Below are 21,257 nucleotides of genomic sequence, written 5' to 3'. Positions count from 1 at the left end.
AGTTCATCCTGAGCGGGTAACTCCGTTTTAAGAGGGTTTTTGTTTTGGAGATCTGCACCATGCCTGACGCGAATCCATACTGTCTCAGGACATTTTACCTAGTGAAACCTGCAGTAGAAATAATAGGGGTGTTGTCGTGTATATTATGAGTACCTATAGATGTATTCAGCGTGTGGCGGGAATGTCCAAAATTTTGGCAGGGATGTGCAATCTAAATATTTCCAGGTTTGATTTATTGGTTATAACGCAAACAAGGGCTGTGCTCGTCCTTGGCGGGATAAACCAAATAGGAGATGGATATGAAGAAGAGGTTATTCAAATTTTCAACAGCCGCGATGGTTTTGGCGGCGGGGGCGGCTTCGGCGGCTGAGCCCGTTATATTTACGGAGGGCTTTAACTCGGACTATTCGTCCCAATGGACGGCTAATATTTCATCTGCGTTCGGTAATGCGGCTCCCGGGATTACCAATTCGGGTACGGCTGGGTTTGAAGGCGATGGATTTGCCGTGATTAACTGGGACCGGGCGGATACGGATGGAGCCGTTAATGTGACTCAGTGGAACCATGTTGATCTCGAAGTGGTTCAGCTTGCCGGGGTAACCTATACCTTTACCGGTGACTTCGGTTGGCGCAATGGTTCGACCAATGCGATTAATGATGTGTTTATTCATTCTGGCCAGAGTGGATTCAATGGTAATGGAGATGTGCCAACCAATTTTGAAATTGGCAGCATTCCTTCCAATACGCTGCAAACGGTCAGTTTCAGCTACACCACCGTTGAAGCCGATGTGGGCGCGATGCTGACTTTGAAGATCAATCTTGCCGACAAGGATTTTACCAACTCGGTTGTAGAACTGCTCGCGGATGACTGGAATGTGACCAAATCCGTGTTTTATGAAGGCTTTAACTCGGATTTTTCATCGCAGTGGGATACGTATAATTCCATCGGATTTGGTGTGGCTGCTCCCGGCATCACCAATGCGGGAACCGCTGGGTTTGAAGGCGATGCTTTTGCTGTAAAGCTGGCTGACAGCACCACTATTGGTGCGACCTCGATTGATCATCGCAGCTATGCCAACCTTCCCACGGTTGAAGCTGCTGGGATTAAGTATACCTTTACGGGCGAGCTCGGCTGGCGCAACGGATCTTCAAACGCGGTGGCGGATTTGTTTTTCCATACCGGTCAGTCAGGATTCAATGGTCAGGGAAGCGTTAGCGCATTGGAAATCAGCAGTATTCCTTCGAACACTCTTCAGACCATAACCTTCAGCTATACCACGGATGAAGATGATGTGGGTGGGTCTCTTCAGCTTCGGGTTAATATTGCGGATCGCAACACTTCAGCCGACTCGGTGGAGCTGATTGCCGACAACTGGCTCGTAACGGCGGAAATCGACACGGTTGTTCCTTTCGCGGAGACTCCATACCAGAATGACGGCAACAACCTGATTCCGAATGGTGAGTTTGATCAGGTATCGAACATCGTTGTTGGTGCGAGTACTGAAACGTTCAACCTGAACGGTTCATTCGGTGATTTTAATCCTTTCTGGGGTTCCACGGCCGATCTGGTTGGTTGGACACCTTTTCAGGATGATCCGAACGGGCTGAGTACCAATGTAGGTACGCCTCACGCGGATGATGGTGGCGTGCCGGTTTTGGACGGTACGTTCTATCTGGATACCACGATCAGTACGAATATTTCCGAAGTTACGCTCAACTCCGCGATGGACTACCGCAACGGACTGGTACAGTCGAATGCGCTGGATGGGGTAAGCATTGATTCCGGCAAGATCTATCAGTTTGTGGTTGGCGCTGGCCTACCTGAGTTCGACACTACCGATACGGCTTCCGGCTTCCTGACAGCCGCATTGACAGACGGTTCCGGCGTACCGATTTCCGGAGCGATACGTACGGATGTGATCGACCTTTGGGGGGAAGGCCAGACTCATGCAATCGCCAGTGTCAGCGGAACTGATCTTATTGCCGCGGGGCAGGTCAATGTCTCCTTCGATCAGGTTTGCACCAACGATATTCCCGGGTATCCGGTTGCTCCCGTGAATAATAGTGGGGCTGTAGTAGCGCAGGCAAGGGTTTTCTTGGCGGCGCTCTATGTACAGATTACCCCGGAATTGGGTGACCTGAACCACGATGGTGAGGTGGATGAAGCCGATGTGGCTTTTACTCAAGCTCATTTGGATGGATCGGTTGACGGTGGACTCACCGCAGAGACCCGCATCGCCAACCTGATGCTGCAGGGCATGACCGAAGCTGAAGCGCTGGAATACCTGAACCTGACCGAGTTCGATTTCAACGGCGACGGATCCTTCAATGCAGACGATGTGACCGCTCTGGAGGACAGCCTGTATACCCTTCCTTCTGTGACGGTTGAGCCGGATGCTTCAGGTACCAACCTGGTCATCAAATGGAACAGCAACAAAAACTGGCAGTATGACCTGGTGGCTACCAATAATCTGGTTATCGGTGGAGCTGTCAGCAACTGGCCGGTTTATCAGGGTCATGAAAACATCGATGCCGATCTCTCCGATAAAACGAATGAGGTGGTGATTGTTGGGGCTGATCCTTCAATGTTCTTCAGCGTGATTGAGCATGAGCCGGTTCTGATCGGGTTGCAGACAAACGTGCTGAGCATTGTGAATGGAAGCTTTGAGGATACGGTGAATTTTGTGAGCGACTGGAATGCAACCAGAGACAATGGTGCCACACCGCTGGGCACGGCCGCCATTAATAGCAATACTGCATCTTATGACGGTAATATCAGGCTCCGCTTCAAGGCCAATCAGGTCTATGAAATGAATCAGGATATTCAAACGGTTAAGACGGGCGACCAGCTTGAGGTGATTTGCTCTGCGGCCTATAGAGGGTCCGCTGGGGGCACCCCGCTCACGACAGGCGTTAATTTAATCCTGAATATTGATGGAAATCCGGTAAGCACCGTTGCAATGGAGCCGCCTTATCCGAGTAGTGGATGGTATCACTACACGAACACCCATACGGTCGTGACCGGTGGTATGCTGAACATTGAGCTGGATGGCTATGGCCAGGATACCTGGATTGATTATGTAAGGGGTACGATTATTACAACCCCCTAATCGAGCTTCTTTGCTCACAAGTGGAAGGGTTGAAAAACCCTTCCGGCTTTAACCAATAGCCCCGGCCATCCGTCGGGGCTTTTCTGTTGGGTAGGGAGGGCTGTCCTCAGCCGTCCGCCCGTCTGCCGAGCCGTAGCTCGTAATTCCAATTGCGAGTTCCCGATCGCTGGGGTTTCCGTTCGTGCGGATACGCGGAATCGGAATTCCACGCTACGCCGTTCCTGCTCAGAGCCGTAGTTCGTAATTCCAATTGCGAGTTCCCGTCGCTCGGGTTTCCGCTCGTGCAGATACGCGGAATCGGAGTTCCACGCTACGACTCTACTCTTGATTGATTTTACGGTAGGCGCTGGGGGTGTGGCCGAGGTGTTTTTTAAACTGGCGGGTCATGTAGGAGTTGTCCTGGAAACCGCATTCGTAGGCGATGTCTGTGATGGACATTTTGGAGTGTTTGAGCAGCTCGCAGGCCTGGGTAAGGCGCAGGTTGGTGAGGTATTGGTTGGGCGACACGCCGGTGGCTTTCTGGAAAACGCGATAGAAAGCGCGTTCGGACATGTTGGCCATTTTAGCCAGTTCCGAAACGGAAAGCGGTTCGTACAGCGTTTGTTCCATGTGAGCAATGGATTTGGCGATCTGCATCAGTTTGGTGGAATCTTCTCGCGATACATGTTCGTACCAACGGCCGAGCTTGCCAATCAGCAGGAGCAGGAGGCTTTTGGAGATGAGGCGGAAACCCGGATTCTGAGCCTCCATTTCGCGCTCCATTTCCTCAATAATATTACGGGCTTTCAAGAGCTCTTTGTCGTGCAGGTGCAACCGGCTGTTGAAGTTTTTCTTGCGAAGGTTCGGCTCGAGTCGGAACAGAGCATGGAAGCCGGGCAGGTGGGTCATATCGAGGCTGTTGAGTCCCATGATGTCGGCATCGAACAGCACATTGCACAGATGAAGATGGTTGGTGTCTTTATAGGCATGTTTCTGTCCCGGATTGAGCACAAATACATCACCGGCGACAATAGGGTATTCAAATCCTTCGACGATGTTGATGCCGTTGCCTTCATAGACAATGACCAGTTCGGTGAATTCGTGGGAGTGTTCCGGATAGTCCGGGTGTTCGGGCACATCGCGGATGCCGATGCCGACAAAGGCATCATCGAAATAGTTTTCCTTGCTCAGGTTTCCGGTGCGGATATTAAACGTGCTGTATTTCATGCGAGCACTATACACGATCGATTCCGTGATGCCATAATTTGTGGCAGGATTGTTATAATCGTGCTTTTTCCTGGGTGTGTATGAGTTGGCGGAATCGTCACAATCCTTGTCAGGGAAGTACAAGAGATGATTCGTGAGTTATTGCACACTCTTACCTGGACCTAAAGAAGGATCAGTTATGAAGCCGGATGTTGCAGTATATTATTTTCCGAACTATCACTCGGATGCGCGAAACCGAAAACAGCATGGTGCGCATTGGACGGAGTGGGAGTTGGTGCGTCGTGCCGAACCGCGTTTTGAAGGCCATATCCAACCGCGCCTGCCGGCCTGGGGTGAGACCGATGAAGCCGATCCGGCGATTATGGCCGAAAAAATCAATGCAGCGGCGGATCATGGGATGGATACCTTTATTTTTGACTGGTACCATTACAACGATGGACCGTTTCTGGAGCGCGGACTGGATGAAGGGTTTCTGAATGCGCCGAACAATGACCGCATGAAATTTGCGCTGATGTGGGCCAACCACGACTGGCTGGATATTCACCCGATGAAGGCCTGCGATGATGCACTGGAAAATGCCACGCTGCTCTATCCGGGAGCGGTAACGCCGGAAACGTTTGAAACGATCATGAACCACTGCATTGAGCGCTACTTCAAGCATGACTCGTATTGGCTGATCGACGGATGCCCGTATTTCTCGGTTTATGAAATGACCAAGTTGATCGAGGGATTCGGCAGCGTTGAAAAAGCGCGGGAACTGTTTGATCTGTTCCGTGAAAAGGTCAAAGCCGCTGGATTCAAAGATCTGCATTTGAATGCCGTTTTCTGGAATAATCCGATTCTTCCGGGGGAAACTGCGCCGACCGATTCAAAACAGCTGGCCGATGAACTGGGCTTTGACAGCGTAACGTCCTATGTCTGGATTCATCACTATGCGCCGGACGAGTTTCCAAAGGTTGAATACAATGATATTCGCGATGCCTACATGGAATATTGGGCGGAAGCGGAAAAGAAGTATGACCAACCTTATTATCCGAATGTGACGATGGGGTGGGATGCCTCGCCGAGGACGGTGCAGTCGGATTCCTATGAAAACCGCGGTTATCCGTTTATGTATACGATTGATAACAATACGCCGGAAAACTTTAAAACGGCCCTTCAAATGGTGAAGGATCGACTGGATGCCCGGCCGGTGCCGCATCCGTTTGTCACCATTAATGCATGGAATGAATGGACCGAGGGCAGTTATCTGGAACCGGACCGGGATCAGGAGCGCGGGATGGGGTATCTTGAAGCCATCCGCGATGTGTTTGGGGTGAATAAGAAACCTGCGGAAAAATCCCTTGCTCACTAATGTGGAAGAGACATGGCCACAAATTATACCGTGCAGATTGAGAAATAAACGCAAAGTTGCGAAGGTCACGGAGTCCCGCAAAGCTTTGCGAAACTTTGGGTTCTTAGCGTCTTTGCGTTGATAGAATCTCGTAGGAAGAGCCTGCTTTATGAAAAGAAGACCCAATTTTTTATTTATAAATGTCGACCAGCTCCGCTACGACGCACTCGGCGCGACGGGAAACCCCATTATAAAAACACCGAATATTGACCGCATTGCAAAGCAGGGACTTTCTTTTACCCGGGCCTATACGCCTTTGCCGAGCTGTTGCCCGGCACGTCAGTCTTTAATGACCGGTAAAATTCCCGAGCGGCATTCCGGGATCTGGAACTTTGGCGGGGGCGGATCGCTGCCGGTTCCGGAGGTCAAACCGAATGGCGATGGCTGGGTGCCGCGCCTGCGCGATGCGGGATACCGCACGGCCTACATCGGGAAATGGCATGTGCATCCGGAACTCGATCCGACGCATTACGGGTTTGAAACCTACAATGACGAGCCGAATGATAATTATGACACGCCGCACAAGGCGGAAAAATATCCGGTGGATAATCCCTGGCCGGAATTTCCGATCGGTCATTATGAAACGCTGCCGGTGGAAGCGTGTCATACGCATACGCTGGCCCGGCGTTGCATCTCGAAGATTGATGAACTGAGCGGGGAAGATGCGCCCTGGCATATCCGGCTGGATCATTCCGAGCCGCACCTGCCCTGTGTCCCGGCGGAGCCGTATGCTTCGATGTATCCGCCCGAAACCATTCCGCCCTGGGAAAACTTTGACGAAAATTTTGAAGGGAAACCCTATATCCAGAAGCAGCAGTTGAAAAACTGGTGTCTTGAAAACTGGAGCTGGAAAGAGTGGTCGGTCTACATGTCCGGCTACTACGGCATCATTTCCCAGTTGGACGATGCGATCGGAGAGGTGCTGGATCACCTCGAAGAAAAGGGGATGATGGAGAATACCGTCATTATCTTTACCACCGACCATGGCGATGCCGCCGGCAGTCACAGGCAGATTGACAAGCACTATGTCATGTATGAAGAGGAAACCCATGTGCCGCTCTTTATCCGCTGGGACGGCGTGACTACACCGGGATCCTCCTGCGATGACTTTGTCAGCCACTATCTCGATCTGCCGGTAACCCTGCTGGATCTGGTTGGTCTTCCAGTGCCTGGAACCTATCAGGGACACTCCTTGCTGCCGATGATGCGGGGGGAGAAAAATCCGTCGCGCCGCAATTTTGCTTTTTCATCCTATAACGGCCAGCAGTTTGGCTTATACTGTCAGCGTATGATCCGTGATGATAAATATAAATATGTATGGAACGCCACCGCGGTGGATGAGTTCTATGACCTCGAAAACGATCCCTTCGAGATGAAAAACCTAGCCGCCGAAAACGAGGATTCCGATCTCTGCCGCCATTACCGGAAAAAAGTTTACGAGGTCTTCGCTGAGCTTCACGACCCGCTGGTGACCGGTCTGTGGAACGCCCGCTATCTGACGGGCCAGCGTCAGTGATGGTCAGGTCACCCAAGCGAAGCCCGTTCGATGAGACGGGGCTGGACATAGGTGATGTTGTTGTAATCAGGTTCGGCCTCCATCGTGCGTAATTGCAGAATCAACTGTTCGGCCATGGTCTGGGGGTCGGGGCAGAGGCTGGCCAGTGGTGGATCAGCCTCGGCGGCTTCGGGGCTGTCGTCGAATCCGATGACCCGGGTGTCCTGCGGAATACGCAGGCCGCGGTCATGCAGGGCGCTGAGCAGCATCATCGCAGTCGGGTCGGAAAGGGCAAAGTAGCCGGTGGATTCTTCCTGAGCGGCAACGATTTTTTCAATTTCCCGCATGCGCGGCAGGAGATCCTCGGGCAGGGGGTGTTCGGAAATATCGCTCGAAAGGTTCCCGTGCTGCAACCAGGTACGTTTGAAACCCAGGGTGCGCAGTTCAAAGATTTCATGCCATGCATCCGGATAATACTGGCTCTCCCCGAGCAGGACGATTTTCTTCGGCTTGCGTTTGCAAAAAGCCTGTCCGGCCACTTCTCCGCCATGGAAGTTGTCGATACGCACGCCGTTGGGCAGGTGGTAGTTCAATGGGGCGGCCAGGGCGGTGACGAATGTTCCTTGTTTTTTGAGCGTCTTGAAAAAGGGGAAGCTCCAGGACGCGGCCAGAATGACGGCTTTGTAGGGGTTCAGGTCGGTCGCCTTCAGTTTTTTATTTTCGGTGCCCAGCAGCAGGTCGAGTTCGATGTTAAATCCGTCCCTGTTTGTCACAAGGTAGCTGTAGATTCGTTGAAGGAAGGGGTTGGCCAGTGCCATGTTTCCATGACCGACAAAGGCGAGCTTCAGGGGTTTATACCCTTCGTGGTTCAGGCGGAAGCGCGGATGTACCAGGTAACGTCCGGTCGGTGTCGTGCTTACGAAGCGCTCTTCCTTAAGCTGGAGCAGGGCACGCCAAACGGTATTGCGCGGATAGCCGGTTAGATCGACCAGTTTCCGCACCGCGGGAATCTTCCCGTCATTGGAAAGTTCTCCGGATCGGATTTTTTTTCGGAGGATTTCGCAGACGGCATCCGTCTGGGTCAGCGTTGTTTTTATGGGGGTATCGTTCATTTGTCCCAAACCCTAGACATGATGTCCCATCAATGTCAAATGATATAAAGAGACAAAATGGGACAAAACAGTTGACGGGTCGTCATATTAGAGTAGGGTGTGCTCATCGGTCGGGAATAGGTTCCGGCCCTTGGGTGATAAAAACGGAGAGGACGAATCATGAAAAGATGGTTGTACAGTATCGGCTTGTCAGTGGTCAGCGGCATGGCGGCGCAGGGGGCTCTGGTTGCCGAGTGGAATTTTGATGATGAAACACTCAATGAAACGCTGAGTGGTGTGACCCGGAGGTTAAGTCACCGGTCCGGAACCACAGCTAACACGCCGGCGGCCTATACCAATGACACGCCGACGGGAAGCGGCTTTGCTCTGGATTTAAGCACGGATCTGGATCACTGTCTGGTCGTGACCGGCAACGACGGCACCGGCTGGGCGGAACCCTCCAATATGACCTATGCCGCATGGGTTAAGATTGATGCCTGGGATGCAGCGGATAACCAGTGGAACACGGTATTCTCTAAACAGACGCCCTCGACCGGTTTCCGTCTGACCCGTATTGCCACCCAGGCGGGTACCGGCACCGATTTTATTCCCGCAGCAGGTAATATTGCTCGCGATGGAGCGCCGGTTGTGGATCTCACGGATGGGCAGTGGCACCACGTGGCCTTTACCTATGATTCAAGCACCAGCAACCTGGTCTACTACATCGACGGTTTTGCGGAAGCCTCCAATCCCGGAGCGGTCTACACGCCGGCCACGACAACCCATTTGACCCTCGGGGCTTGGAATACGGCGGGAATTCGGGGAGCGAACGGGCTGTACGATAACATTCAGATTTATGACACGGCACTGAGTGCCGTGGAAATCGCTGAACTGGTCAATCCCCCGGACGAGGGCGGCGAAGAGGTTCTCTTCTTTGATGACTTTGATGCCGCCAACGGAACCAGCCTGTATGATCCGGCAGGGCGCGCGACCGGAACGGTGGCTCATTTGGTTAAATACGGCTGGGTGACCGACACCAATGATGTGGTTGTTGATGGCGTCCTGAACTGGGATGCCAACGGCGATAAAGACGTGTTAAACGAACAGCCGGTTGCGAACGGGCAACAGCTGTTCCGCTTTGCTTCTTCAACGAATTCCGGTCATTTCAGCTGGTTCCCCTATGTGGGCGGAAAAGTGTGGGATCTGGAATATGATATCCTGACCGGTAACAGCCAGCCGCTGAACCTTGGCCTCAGCGATATTACCAGAAATGGGACGCTGAAAACCTATGATGATGCAAACTATGACTTCGGGGTCGGAAACTTCGGGGTCGGCCTGCGGTACGACACGGATGATGATGCAGGAGCTGATTCGAATCACGTTGCCAATGTGTTCCCCGACCGGGCAACCGTCTACAATATCCGGGTGCGCTTTAATGAGCCGTTGGGCAAGGCCACCATCTTTGTTAATGGTCTGGAGGTCGCGGAGGCAGCCGGCCTCGATTTTGAGGCGGATAACCGCTACCTCACGTTCGGCGAGGGAACCAAATATGCGGGTTTTATTGACAACCTTAAAATTTCCATTCCCGAAATCACGATCGAGGTGGAACCCTTTGATGCCATCCCGACCGTGGATTTGATTGCTAACGGCGGGTTTACTCAGATTACGAATGAAACTCCGAGCGGTACCGGCGGCTTTAATGTTATTGGAAGCTTCGGCGACTTCTCCGCCTACTGGGGACGAACAGCCGAGGTCATTGGCTGGTCGCCTTATTACGACGACCCGAATAATCTGAGAACACGTATCGGCAATGTGCACTCCAACGATTTCGGCGCGGACATCCTCGATGGCACGTTCTATCTGGACACGCTGATCGACGCGGACAGCAGCTGGGTGACCCTGAATTCGTCGATGGACTATAGAAACGGGTTGGTTCAGACGGATGTGCTCAGCGGAGCAACCATCAATCCTGCTGCTACGTACCAGTTCCTGGTCGATGCCTGGCAATCCAACCCTGGCACGGATCAGTCCCAGGCCACGTTTACTGCGGCGTTGACCACCGATTTCACCAATACGGCTTCCGCCGTGGCCGGATCTCTGTTCTCCACAACGGCGACCAATCTGCCGAGTGCGGCCGGCACGCTTCAGACGAATGTCATCAGCGGCGTCGATCTGCTGGCCGCTCAGGGCGGGGGTTCGGTTGACGTGGTCTTTGAACAGATTAATACAGAGGCCATCGTCGACTATCCGAACGGAACTCCCAATCCGATGGATCCAGACCAGGTTTCCCAGGTTCGGATCGGCGAGATCTCGCTGAGCGTAATCGTTCCCGAGGGTGACCTGAACAAGGATGGCATTTTGAGTCCCGCCGATGTGGACCTGGCCAACACCTACCTGACTGGTGATGGCGGCGACGATGCAGCCACCCGCCAGCAGGATCTGGCGGATATCGGCATCGTGGGAGAAGATGCCCTGATTTACCTGAACCTGACGGAATTCGATTTCGACGGCAACGGCTATTATGATGCGGCCGATGTCGCGGTTCTTCAATCTCTGCTGGGCGATGAGGATATCGTGATCACCGGAATTTCTTCAGACGCGCAGGGCAACATTGTGGTCGAGGCTTCCGGGTTATATGCTGGCAAGGTGTACTACCTGATGCGTGACGCCAGCCTGACGGTTGCCCCGGTATTTGATGATGTGGCTGACAGTGTCCTAGCCGGAAGCGGTTCCGCCACGCTGACCGATACGAATGCACCTTCAGGTTCAGCCTTCTATCGCGTAACAGACTAAGAGGAAAAAGATAAAATGCGCGACCCGTCTCTTTAAAGGGAGGCGGGTTTTTGTTAGAAAAGAGAGCGTGAGAAGTCGGATAGTGAATATATTCAAATCCATTGGTTTAGCCTTTTTGGCGGGCAGTGTGCAGGCGGCGGTGCTGGTTTCATCGGATGGTGCCTGGAGCACCAATGGCATCAATAGTATGTCGAATAACGGCATGCAGACCAACTCGCATAACGGAGGGACGTTCAGTCAATGGGGCGGGGCATCGTTCAATGTAAATGCGGAAACACAGACCCTGGATATGCAGGCTCCCGCACTGGTTTATACCGCCGGCTACACGTACAGCTACAAAGCGTCGGCCGCCGCCGCACAGGAAAACATGATTACCAATCAGGTGGTCACGCTGCTGGCCGATGGCGCTCCGGTTGCCGCGAGCCGTGTTTCCGGGCCGAATGTTTTGGGAATATTCGGTTCTGATAATCGGAATTCGATTTTCGGCTATCGTACGATCGAAACCGGCGATCCGTTGATCGGCCAGACCGTCGGATTGCGCCTGAGCAGTGAAGGGAGCCAGTCGCGCTTCCGGGCGGACGGCGACTCGAATCTCCGGGCGACGCTGACCTCCCATGCCGGATTCAACAGCGAGCTGCCATCCGGCCATGCCGCAACGGGCACATTGTTTGAAACCGAATTTGAAATGGATGCAGGAGGATTGATTACAACAGCCAATCCTGTGGGGATGGCGGTTGCCGCGGGGGCAGAGCTGGTGGTTACCAATGCCGCGGACAGCTATTTTCGACTGAACCTGAATGCGGAAGGAGCCCGCAACCGTTTCGAGCTGGAGGCGGCCGGGGAATTGTTCCAGGCAGAGACCACCTATCGCTTGAGCTTCCTTGCCCGGAAAATGATTGAGAACGACCTATCGCAGAATGAGATCAACATCATTCTTGGCGATACCTGTACAAATACGCTGACGATCAGCACGGCGGCGAACTTTTATTCTTTTACGGTCAATGCGGATGAGCTCGCCCTGGCCGGAAACAGCTTCACCATTGAATTTGTGCCTGAAGGGGCCACGGTGACCAACTCGGTCAATCAATACCGGATCTACAACCTCGAGGTGTCGGCCGAATCGTTGAGTGCCGGAGTCGCGCACCTTTACCAAACCTCTTTCGAGACAAATGGTTCCGGACTGGTGGCCTCCGATTATATTCGGGATATGGCGTTTTCCGGAACAGGACGCTTTGACCAGGATGCCGGTTCAAACTGCTATGTGCTCGGGGGCACGGAATCGCTGTCTGTTACATCCGCGGACGATACCTTCCGAATCGGAACCTCTTATGAAATCGCATTCCAGACGCGCGGACCATCGCCTGTAGTCGTCTCAGCCGGATCCTTTTCGACCAACCTTGTAGTCGGTACGGAATATGTTGACTGCGCTCTGATTGTTGATGCGGATAAGGTCGGAATCAGTGATGAACCGCTGAGCCTTACGCTGGGAGGAGCGGGAGCAGGTGAAACCTTTATTCGCAGCCTGAAGCTTTCGGCGGTATCCCAGGCCATCGGATGCTGGTTTGAAGACAGTAATATGGGAACCAACGGCGGGATTCCGCCGGACTTCTTCTCACGCTATGATGCCGCGAACGTGGCTTCCTGGACCAATTCACTCGAAACCATGGAGGTCTATTATCTCCGCTATGCCACCTACCGGGACTGGTTGAAAACGAATTCGGTGATGAAGACCCGGATGGCGGAGGTGTTCAACCAGTACGGGATCAAGGTGGCGCTGGATGATACGGAGGCCACGTGGGGGCATGCCAAATATAATTACAATACGCCGAGCTATCAAAAGTCGATCGATGCGCTGCAGGATCTTGAACATCACGGTTGGAATCTGTGTGCAGTGGGCATGCAGAGTGTTCTTTCCAAACCCTGGCGGGACGGACCCTACGACATGAGCTGGCGTATCCTCGATATCGTGGAATACATCAAACAGGTAAAGCCGCATTTCCCCGACCTGGAATACGGGGTGATCGATGCCATGCCGGCCAAAGGGTGGGAGTATAAGAGCCACTATTCGGCGTTGAAAAATGCCGTGGAAGAGGCTGGGTACACGCTCGACTTTATCGAGCAGGATTTTCCCATCGACTTTGCCATTACCGGTTCGCGTACCTATGAAGAGATGGTCGAGGCGGAGCATTTCGCGCGCTTTGCGCTGGGCTGGAAATCGGGCCTGTATCTCACCAGTTCCCGTGGCGGGCAGACCAGCGATGAGCTGTGGCGCTCCGATGTGATTTTCGGACTGGATCAATACCTTGTCGCCGGAGCTGCTCCGGAACGCATCACACTTGCGGCCTGGTACCCGCATCCGGTTTATACCGCGCCCGATGAAACGGATCCGGCATTGAATCCAAACGGATCAACCATGCTGGGCACTTTCCTCTTAATGGATGAAAAACTCAGTGAGCACGGATTTGTTGGATCACCCGAATCGGTGTCAGTCTCCGTTGACTCAGACCAGCCGCTTAAACTCGTTGCGGACTTTGAAGCCGCGAAACCTGTATTTCAGTGGGACGCGCTAACCGGGCGTGAATATAACCTGTACGCCGCAACCAATCTACTCTCCGGTTTTGAGTTGGTGAGAGGCGGAATGAGCTATCCCCAAAACAGCTATACGAATGAAACGGTCATGACGAACCGAACTGTTTTCTATAAACTGGAAGCTGTGAAACCGTGAAGAAGGCTTTTGTAACAGTTTGTTTGCTCGGCGGCCTTGCCGCGAACGGCACCCCGAATTATCGGCGGGGCTTTGAGTTTGACGTTGCCGGCAATACGGAAGGCTGGGCAGCCAACAACGCCGCCATCAGCTCGGCAGCAGGCCTGTTTTCCGGCTCTGCGACGGCGGGGGATCCCCAGGTTTTCAAGGCGGGATTTTCCTTCCCGGGAAGTGCATCGAGCGGAGTGCTGGTTCGTCTGCGTTCCTCGGTGAGCGGAGGGGTGGATCTGTTCTGGGGCCGGGTCGGTGCAGACGGCTATGCGGCTGACCGGCGCATCAATGTAGGTTATTCCGGAAGCGGCGAATTCCAAACGGTCTTTTTTGAAGCCGCCGGCCATGATCAATGGGACGAGCAGACCATTACCCGTCTGCGGCTCGACCCGCCCGGCGGCGCGGGCGCGTTTTTCGACATCGACTGGATTCGGGTGCTGTCGTGGGACTACGACAACGATGGCTGGCGCGATCATGTGGAGGGCGCAGGCGATGACGACGGCGACGGCCTGCTCAACCTGGAGGACCCCGACCGCAACAACGACGGCACTTCTGATGCCTGGATGCGTTCGATCGACAACCCGCCGGGTGCCATGCACTTTGATTTTGAAACCGCCGGTGATCTGGAAGGGTGGAGCACTGCGAGCCTGGATATTCAGTCCCATACCAACGGAACGGTTACTGCCGCGGTCAACGGTTCGGACCCGAAAATGATAAGAACCGCAACGTATCTTCAGTCGGGACTGTTCGATGGACTGGCCATTCGCCTCTGCACACCGCAGGCCGGGAGTCTGAAGCTCTATTGGGGTCGTTCGGGCGCCGACTCGTTTAGCGGTTCGAGACTACTCAGCCAGTCGGTGCCAGCAAGCGGCGGAGCGCCGCAGACCGTTTATTTTGATCTCACCTCCGCCTCGGAATGGAAGGGCTATGTGATTACCCGCCTGCGGCTGGATACGGATTTCCCGTCCGACGTTCCGTTTGAGATCGACTGGATCCGCACTTCGGACGGCGATTATGACCGCGACGGCCTCAGTGATGCCGCCGAGGGAACCGGCGACCCGGACAGTGACGGGCTGGCCAACTTTGAAGATCCGGACAGCGATGGAAACGGCGTTTCCGATGCGCAGGAAACGGAGCTTGGGTGGGATCCGTATGCGGCAGTCGAATCCGGCTTTGATTCGGATGGGGATGGGGCCGGGGATGTTCAGGAGATCATTGCCGGAACGTCTGTCAGTAATGCCGCGGATTATCCGTTTATTTCGCTCTCAATGCCAGAGGTCGGCACCACCGGAAAAGCGGGTCGTTCCTACGCACTGCAAGTTACGAGCAACCTGACTTCGGAAGGCTGGAGTGAAAATGGGTCGGTGTTTCATTTAACGACGAATCAGCACGTTGCATGGACCCTGCCGGAGGATGAGGAGCAACTGCTCTGCCGCACACGCGTCCGTGGTTTCATGGATGCACCCGTTTCTTATCTGGATGGAAGACCTGCCGCTGAAACGGGAGCGACGGAGAACGGGATTCTCGATAATGGAACGCTGCGGTTGGAGTCGGCCTTTGCCAACGGCTGTTCGTTCACCCATTTTTCCGGCCCGTCGGGCGACAACCTCATCAATATTCACGATCAGGGTCGCCTGATTCAGCAGAGTTATTATGCCGGACAGAACCTCGACCGCACGGCTGAGGGACAGAGCCCGAGCTGGAGTCCATGGCCGTGGAACCCGATCCAGGGCGGCGATGCGTCCGGCAAGGCATCGGAAGTGCTGGAAGTGAGTGCGGCCGAGTTCGGCGGCGGCGTTTTCACCCGCACGGTGCCGCTCTTTTGGGACATGACCACCGGCGAGAAGGCGCAGTGCGTGATGGATCAGTGGAACGAGTTTGAGCCGGGGATGTCGAACGTGGTTCGCGTCACCTGCCGGCTGATTGTAAACCGGGATGCGGGCGATGCCTGGGGCGATCCGATTCCGAAGCACCAGGAACTGCCTGCGACCTATTTCATCCGGAACCTTTCCAAGGTGGTCACCTATACCAACAGTGTTCCATGGACCGGCGGGGCGGTAAGCGAACTCAGCTATTCGCCGGGGCCGCCGTGGTTCCGCGCCGACCCCAGCGAATTCTGGATGGCGATGGTTGATCCCTCCACGGACACGGGCGTGGGGCTTTTCAGTCCGATCGGCGACACCTTCTGGTGGTATGGCGCTGCCGGCAATCCGCCGGGTGGACCGACCAGCGGGCCGACCATGCACATGGCGGCGCTCGCCACGGTTAAGCTGGACCGTCACCATATCCTGATCTACCGCTACTGGCTGATCTGTGGTGACCTCACCGAAATCCGCAGCAAAGTCTACGAGCTGCATACCCTTCACCCGCACGGATAGTGCATCAGATAAAGGAACTAATGATCAAACAACTCTTACTTGCATTTTCCCTGGCAACTGCGGTGATGGCCGAACAACCGAACATCATTTTTGTTTTGGCGGACGATCTGGGCTACATGGATCTGGTCTCGTATGCGTCGCGCGTCAGGGGTGTGGATCGGGATGAATGTTATTATGAAACGCCGAACCTCGACCGGCTGGCAGATCAGGCGGTGGTGTTCACGCAGGCTTATGCCTGTCCGCTCTGTTCGCCGACGCGTTCCAGTCTCATCACGGGAAAATATGCCGCGAGCCAGGGCTTTATGACCGCTACACCCGGCGGGTACGAAACCTATTATAACCAGGGTCTGGAAACGCCGGACGGGTTTTATGATCAGGATGGGCTGGAAAACAAAACCGATCGCGCTCCCTGGCCGCTGACCCAGGGGATGTCCAACATTGCGCTGCCGCAGAGCGAAACCACGATTGCCGAAGCGCTGAAAGGCTACAACTCTGCCTTTATCGGGAAATGGCATCTGGGGGGGCATGGGTCCGAAGGCTTCTCGCCATCCGATCAGGGCTTCGAGGAACTGGCGTGGTTTGACTCCGGAGGATCGGTCTATTTCGATTGGCGCGACCGCTGGAACCGGAAAAAGAAAGATCATCCGAGAATGGCGCAGGATGAACTTCATCAAGGAAATGCCGGTGAGGAAACCGGCGAGGAATACCTGACCGACGATCTGTCCGTGCAGGCCTGCCGCTATATTGAACGGCAGGCAAAATCGGACAAGCCGTTCTTTCTCTATTTCTGCCAGTTTGCCGTGCATACCCCGTTCGGTGCGAAGCCGGACGATATTAAACATTTTGCTCAAAAGAAAACGCGGGGATGGAACAACCATGCCAACCCGACCTATGCCGCAATGCTTAGAAGTCTGGACGACTCCATCGGTGCCATGTTCCAGGCCCTGGAAAAAACCGGGCAGGCGGATAATACCGTGATCGTTTTCATGTCCGACAACGGCGGTATTGAGCATCCCGACGAAAACGGTAAACCGGCCGTCAGCTGCAATACGCCGCTCAAAGGTGAAAAGGCGTTGGTCTACGAAGGCGGTATCCGTGTTCCGCTGATGGTCTGGTATCCCAAATCGGTTAAGCACGCGCTTTGCGATGTGCCGGTTGACTGCAACGATATCTATCCAACCCTTCTGCAAATCGGTGGCGAGTCTGCGATGTCCGGCGACGGGCAATCGCTGGTGCCGCTGCTGGGAGACCCAAAGAACAGTGCGAAGCAATATTCCCGCGACACCTTTTTCTGGCACTATCCATTCTATGTGTCCGTCGGTCTGAAAAAGGGCGACCTCACCGCTCCGCGCTCCGCGATCCGGAAAGGCGACTGGAAGCTGATCCTCGACTGGGAAGGCGGTCTGGAACTATATAATATCCGCAAGGATATTTCGGAGACCTCCGAGCTCTCCGCAAAAGAACCCGAGCGGACGCAGGCCCTGTTTAAGGAATTGGTCGGCTGGCTGAATGCAACGGTCGAGAGCCGCTACATCCCGAAGACCAACAGCCGCTACGATCCAAACCATGCCGAGGCGCGGCCGTTTAAAAATATTTTTGAACAACATAACATGGACTGGCCGACGGGCCGGATATCGAGAGTGGAGAAATGATGAAAAGGTTGAAAATATCGTATGGGCAGGCCAGCGGCCTGCGGTACTATTGCCGTATCGCCCGCATCCTGCGGGCTCCGAAAGCCGCAAAGATTGCGGCGGTACGGAACGTATCGCAGGCGGCTCGCCTGCTTCCTGAAGAGATTGGCGTATGCTTAAACCGCGGGGCGAGTACTATGAAAATGTGGATGGTTGGGTTCTTGATGGTTTTAACAGCCGTGGTGCATGGCGCGAAGCAACCTAACGTCATTGTCATCGTAACCGATGATCATGGGTATGCCGATTTCGGGGCCTATGGGCTGTCGGACGATATCCGCACGCCGCATCTGGATAAGCTTGCCGCGAATGGCGCGTTGATGACGCATGGCTATGTGACGGCCCCGCAGTGCATCCCGTCGCGGGCGGGTGTTGTGACCGGGCGCTACCAGACTCGCTTCGGGCTGGATGGAAATTACTATGCGCCGATGGATATCAACGAAACCACGATTGCCGAACGCCTGCGCGATGTCGGGTATGCCACGGGGTTTGTGGGTAAATGGCATCTGGAACCGAATCGCAACAGCCGCCACTGGATGGAAGGTGCCTGGCCGGAAGGGCTGGAGCAGAAGAACCCACGGGTGCCGGATGAGTTGATCAAACCCTACCTGCCGATGAACCGCGGGTTCGCGGATTATTACGACGGCACGATGAACGTCTATTTGCGCAACTATGATCTGGATGGAAACGACATTCCGCACGAGCGCGAGGTGGATCAGAAAACCTTCCGGGTCGACAAACAAAGCGAAGCCGCGCTGGCGTTCATCAAGCGCCATAAAGATGAGCCCTTTTTCCTGCACCTGGCTTACTTTGCCCCGCATGTGCCGATGGAAGTTGTAAAGAAACATTTTGACCGTTTCCCCGGCGAAATGGCCGAACGCCGCCGCTGGGCTCTGGCCTCCATTGCGGCCATTGATGACGGCGTCGGCGCGATCGTTGAATCTTTACGCAAGTACGGCATCGAAGACGACACGATCATTTTCTATTTCGGTGATAACGGAGCACCGCTCAAGATTCATATGAAGGATGATCCGTTCGATAAACCCGGTTGGGATGGTTCGCTTAACGGGCCGATGGTCGGCGAAAAGGGCATGTTGTCCGATGGCGGGATCCGAGTGCCGTACCTGGTCTATTGGAAAAATAAAATTCCGGCGCAGGTCTATGACCGCCCGGTGATTTCCCTCGATGCCGGGGCCACGGCGTTGGCGCTGGCCGGTGTGAAAACGAAGCCCGGCGTAATTGATGGGGTCAATCTGATGCCGTATCTGGCGAACGGGCAAAAAGACGATCCTCATGAAGCGCTCTATTGGCGCTTCTGGGGACAGTCGGCCATTCGTGAAGGGAAATGGAAGTTCCATGAGTTGGAAAACGGCGTGCGCATGCTTTTTGATATGGAAACGGATGCGCAGGAAAACCGGAATGTGATTGATCAGCATCCGGAGCTGGCCGACCGCCTTCAGAAGAAGTTGGCAATCTGGCGCGATGCGCAGCAGCGCCCGGGCTTTGTCGAAACGTTCGGGCGGGAAGCCCCGTGGTACAAGCACTACTTTGGAGTCGAGTAGAATGGAGAGGACGGTTCCATTAAAGGTACGCGTGGCGTGGGGTGTGGGCGGCTGGGCGGATAATTTTATCTTCCAGGTGCTCATCATCCTCGCGCTGCCGATTTACAATATCGAGCTGGGCATTGATCCGGTCTGGGTCGGCGTTGCGCTGATGGTTCCGCGCCTGTTTGATGCGATTACTGACCCGCTGATGGGCAATATTTCCGATAACACCCGCAGCAAATGGGGGCGTCGTCGCCCGTGGATTTTTATCGGTGCGCTGGTTTCGGCCATTCTATTGCCCTTGCTCTGGATGCCTCCGTTTTCGGATAAGGTCGCAATTATTATTTATTTCGGCGTCATCAGCACCATCTATGCGCTGACCTATACGATGTTTGTGGTCCCGTATACCGCACTTGGTTTTGAGCTGACGGATGATTATGACGAGCGCACCAAAGTGATGAGCTGGCGTATGTATATCGGCCTGATTGCCGGGCTGTGCATTCCGAACCTCTATGTCTGGTGTCAGAGCGATTTCTTCGGCGGCGACATTCTGACGGGCGCGCGCTGGGTCACCACCCTGGTCGGCCTTTCCGTGCTGATCACCGGTTGTCTGCCGGCGCTGCTTTGCCGTGAAAAGGTCATTGCGAAACCGCAGCCGAAAATAAAACTTGGGAAGGCGATCCTGGAAACGATCAAGGACAAACCCTTCCGGCTGCTGCTGAGCGGTTACATCATCATTATTACGGGACTGCTGACCTCGGGGGCCATTGCGCTGTATGTGAACATCTATCATGTCTTTGGTGGCGATAAAAAGCTGGCGGCTGAGGTGTCGGCGCTCGGCGGTATGGCCGGCGTTGTCGCGGCCTATCTAGGGGTTCGGCTGGCCGGGTGGATTTCCGCAAAAACCGGCAAGCGCGAAACCATGATCGGCGGGCTCAGCCTCGCGCTGCTCTCTGTCGGCAGCATGATCTATACGATGCAGCCGGGGTTCGAGGTCACCGAAGTGCTGGGCTTCAAATTCCACCCGCAGATTCTTTCGTTTATCTTCTATGGCATGGGGCAGCAGGCTTGCTGGCTCATGATCGATTCCATGACCGCCGATGTATGTGACGAGGATGAACTGCGAACCGGCCTGCGCCGAGAAGGCATGTTCGGAGCCGTTAAAAGTCTGGCGCTGAAAGCCGGGGTGGCACTGACGGGGCTGACCGGCGGACTGGTGATTAAGCTGGCCGGTGCATCGGACGCCGCGCAGGGTGTTTCGCCGGAGGTGGCGCAGACGCTGAAAACCCTTTTTGTGTCGGTCCAGTCTGTCGGCCTGGTGGCCGGTATTCTGGTCTTTGTTTTTTACCCTATCACCCGCGCGAAATCGGAAGAAACGCGCCGGATCTTAGATCAAAGGAAAGCGATATGATTCAACTAAATGACCATAAGAAATCTAAACTGGATATGAAGGCGATGATATCCGATCTTCTGAAAGGAACCCTCGCAGAGGCGCAGAGGTCGCAGAGCCAGCCTGAATATCTATACTCAGCGTTCTCTGCGCCTCTGCGAGGAATAAATCGTATTTCTCGGTTGAGAAGTTTATTCGGTTGCTTCTCTGTTATGTTGGTTTGTGGATGCGGTGCGTCGTCGGACGATGGCTGGGAATATCTGGATAACGGAACCCTGAAAATCGGGGTGGATCGGTCGCGCGGGGCGTGTATCGGCTATTTTGGTGAAAGCAAGACGGGGCGCAACCTGCTGAACCATTATGATGAGGGGCGTTTTGTACAGTAGTCGTATTATGGGCAGACGGACGGTTCCG

Annotated in this window: 12 protein-coding genes; 10 read left to right on the top strand and 2 right to left on the bottom strand. The window is 54.4% G+C overall.

Translation table 11 applies throughout. The features are described from left to right. Positions 1 to 299: 299 nt before the first annotated feature. Positions 300 to 3,110 (top strand): dockerin type I domain-containing protein, encoded by a 2,811-nt coding sequence (locus tag E9954_RS12880; RefSeq protein ID WP_136079569.1) that lies wholly within the window; start codon positions 300 to 302, stop codon positions 3,108 to 3,110. A gap of 318 nt (positions 3,111 to 3,428) precedes the next feature. Here E9954_RS12880 and E9954_RS12875 read toward each other — a convergent pair whose 3' ends face one another. Beyond that, entirely contained in the window at positions 3,429 to 4,316 is an 888-nt protein-coding gene (locus E9954_RS12875; RefSeq protein ID WP_136079568.1) for an AraC family transcriptional regulator, read from the bottom strand. Between the two features lie 178 nt (positions 4,317 to 4,494). Here E9954_RS12875 and E9954_RS12870 point away from each other — a divergent pair, with 178 nt between their 5' ends. After that, positions 4,495 to 5,670 (top strand): glycosyltransferase WbsX family protein, encoded by a 1,176-nt coding sequence (locus E9954_RS12870; RefSeq protein WP_136079567.1) that lies wholly within the window; start codon positions 4,495 to 4,497, stop codon positions 5,668 to 5,670. Between the two features lie 148 nt (positions 5,671 to 5,818). After that, positions 5,819 to 7,225 (top strand): sulfatase-like hydrolase/transferase, encoded by a 1,407-nt coding sequence (locus tag E9954_RS12865; protein ID WP_136079566.1) that lies wholly within the window; start codon positions 5,819 to 5,821, stop codon positions 7,223 to 7,225. Positions 7,226 to 7,233: 8 nt separating this feature from the next. Here E9954_RS12865 and E9954_RS12860 read toward each other — a convergent pair whose 3' ends face one another. Next, a complete protein-coding gene (locus E9954_RS12860) occupies positions 7,234 to 8,316 on the bottom strand; it encodes a substrate-binding domain-containing protein (RefSeq protein ID WP_136079565.1) in 1,083 nt (360 codons plus the stop codon). Positions 8,317 to 8,475: 159 nt separating this feature from the next. Between E9954_RS12860 and E9954_RS12855 the strand changes: the two genes are divergently transcribed. The 7 genes from E9954_RS12855 (at position 8,476) to E9954_RS12825 (ending at position 21,229) form a co-directional block, all read left to right on the top strand. Next, entirely contained in the window at positions 8,476 to 11,088 is a 2,613-nt protein-coding gene (locus E9954_RS12855) for a LamG domain-containing protein (protein ID WP_136079564.1), read from the top strand. 82 nt (positions 11,089 to 11,170) lie between these two features. After that, entirely contained in the window at positions 11,171 to 13,813 is a 2,643-nt protein-coding gene (locus E9954_RS12850; RefSeq protein WP_136079563.1) for a hypothetical protein, read from the top strand. After that, positions 13,810 to 16,221: a hypothetical protein gene (locus tag E9954_RS12845; protein ID WP_136079562.1), complete on the top strand. Its 2,412-nt coding sequence runs from the start codon at positions 13,810 to 13,812 to the stop codon at positions 16,219 to 16,221. Before E9954_RS12850 ends, E9954_RS12845 begins: the two co-directional genes overlap by 4 nt. A 20-nt stretch (positions 16,222 to 16,241) precedes the next feature. Continuing rightward, complete coding sequence (locus tag E9954_RS12840) at positions 16,242 to 17,873, top strand: sulfatase (protein WP_136079561.1); 1,632 nt, start codon at positions 16,242 to 16,244, stop codon at positions 17,871 to 17,873. Next, positions 17,870 to 19,471, top strand: coding sequence for a sulfatase family protein (locus tag E9954_RS12835; RefSeq protein WP_222847168.1), 1,602 nt, complete (start codon positions 17,870 to 17,872; stop codon positions 19,469 to 19,471). Before E9954_RS12840 ends, E9954_RS12835 begins: the two co-directional genes overlap by 4 nt. Position 19,472: 1 nt before the next feature. Then, on the top strand, positions 19,473 to 20,864 hold the full coding sequence (locus tag E9954_RS12830; protein WP_168442215.1) for an MFS transporter: 1,392 nt from the start codon (positions 19,473 to 19,475) through the stop codon (positions 20,862 to 20,864). After that, complete coding sequence (locus E9954_RS12825) at positions 20,861 to 21,229, top strand: hypothetical protein (RefSeq protein WP_136079559.1); 369 nt, start codon at positions 20,861 to 20,863, stop codon at positions 21,227 to 21,229. Before E9954_RS12830 ends, E9954_RS12825 begins: the two co-directional genes overlap by 4 nt. Positions 21,230 to 21,257: the final 28 nt, after the last annotated feature.

This window comes from Pontiella desulfatans, assembly GCF_900890425.1.
GTDB lineage: Bacteria > Verrucomicrobiota > Kiritimatiellia > Kiritimatiellales > Pontiellaceae > Pontiella > Pontiella desulfatans.
This window is presented reverse-complemented; position numbering and strand designations above follow the sequence as displayed.

What these genes read in the sequence shown, in the direction of transcription:
- E9954_RS12870 (WP_136079567.1), top strand. Translation starts at nt 4,495, where the DNA reads ATGAAGCCGGATGTTGCAGTATATTATTTTCCGAACTATCACTCGGAT.
- E9954_RS12825 (WP_136079559.1), top strand. Translation starts at nt 20,861, where the DNA reads ATGATTCAACTAAATGACCATAAGAAATCTAAACTGGATATGAAGGCG.
- E9954_RS12875 (WP_136079568.1), bottom strand. Translation starts at nt 4,316, where the DNA reads ATGAAATACAGCACGTTTAATATCCGCACCGGAAACCTGAGCAAGGAA.
- E9954_RS12865 (WP_136079566.1), top strand. Translation starts at nt 5,819, where the DNA reads ATGAAAAGAAGACCCAATTTTTTATTTATAAATGTCGACCAGCTCCGC.
- E9954_RS12880 (WP_136079569.1), top strand. Translation starts at nt 300, where the DNA reads ATGAAGAAGAGGTTATTCAAATTTTCAACAGCCGCGATGGTTTTGGCG.
- E9954_RS12855 (WP_136079564.1), top strand. Translation starts at nt 8,476, where the DNA reads ATGAAAAGATGGTTGTACAGTATCGGCTTGTCAGTGGTCAGCGGCATG.
- E9954_RS12840 (WP_136079561.1), top strand. Translation starts at nt 16,242, where the DNA reads ATGATCAAACAACTCTTACTTGCATTTTCCCTGGCAACTGCGGTGATG.
- E9954_RS12830 (WP_168442215.1), top strand. Translation starts at nt 19,473, where the DNA reads ATGGAGAGGACGGTTCCATTAAAGGTACGCGTGGCGTGGGGTGTGGGC.
- E9954_RS12860 (WP_136079565.1), bottom strand. Translation starts at nt 8,316, where the DNA reads ATGAACGATACCCCCATAAAAACAACGCTGACCCAGACGGATGCCGTC.
- E9954_RS12835 (WP_222847168.1), top strand. Translation starts at nt 17,870, where the DNA reads ATGATGAAAAGGTTGAAAATATCGTATGGGCAGGCCAGCGGCCTGCGG.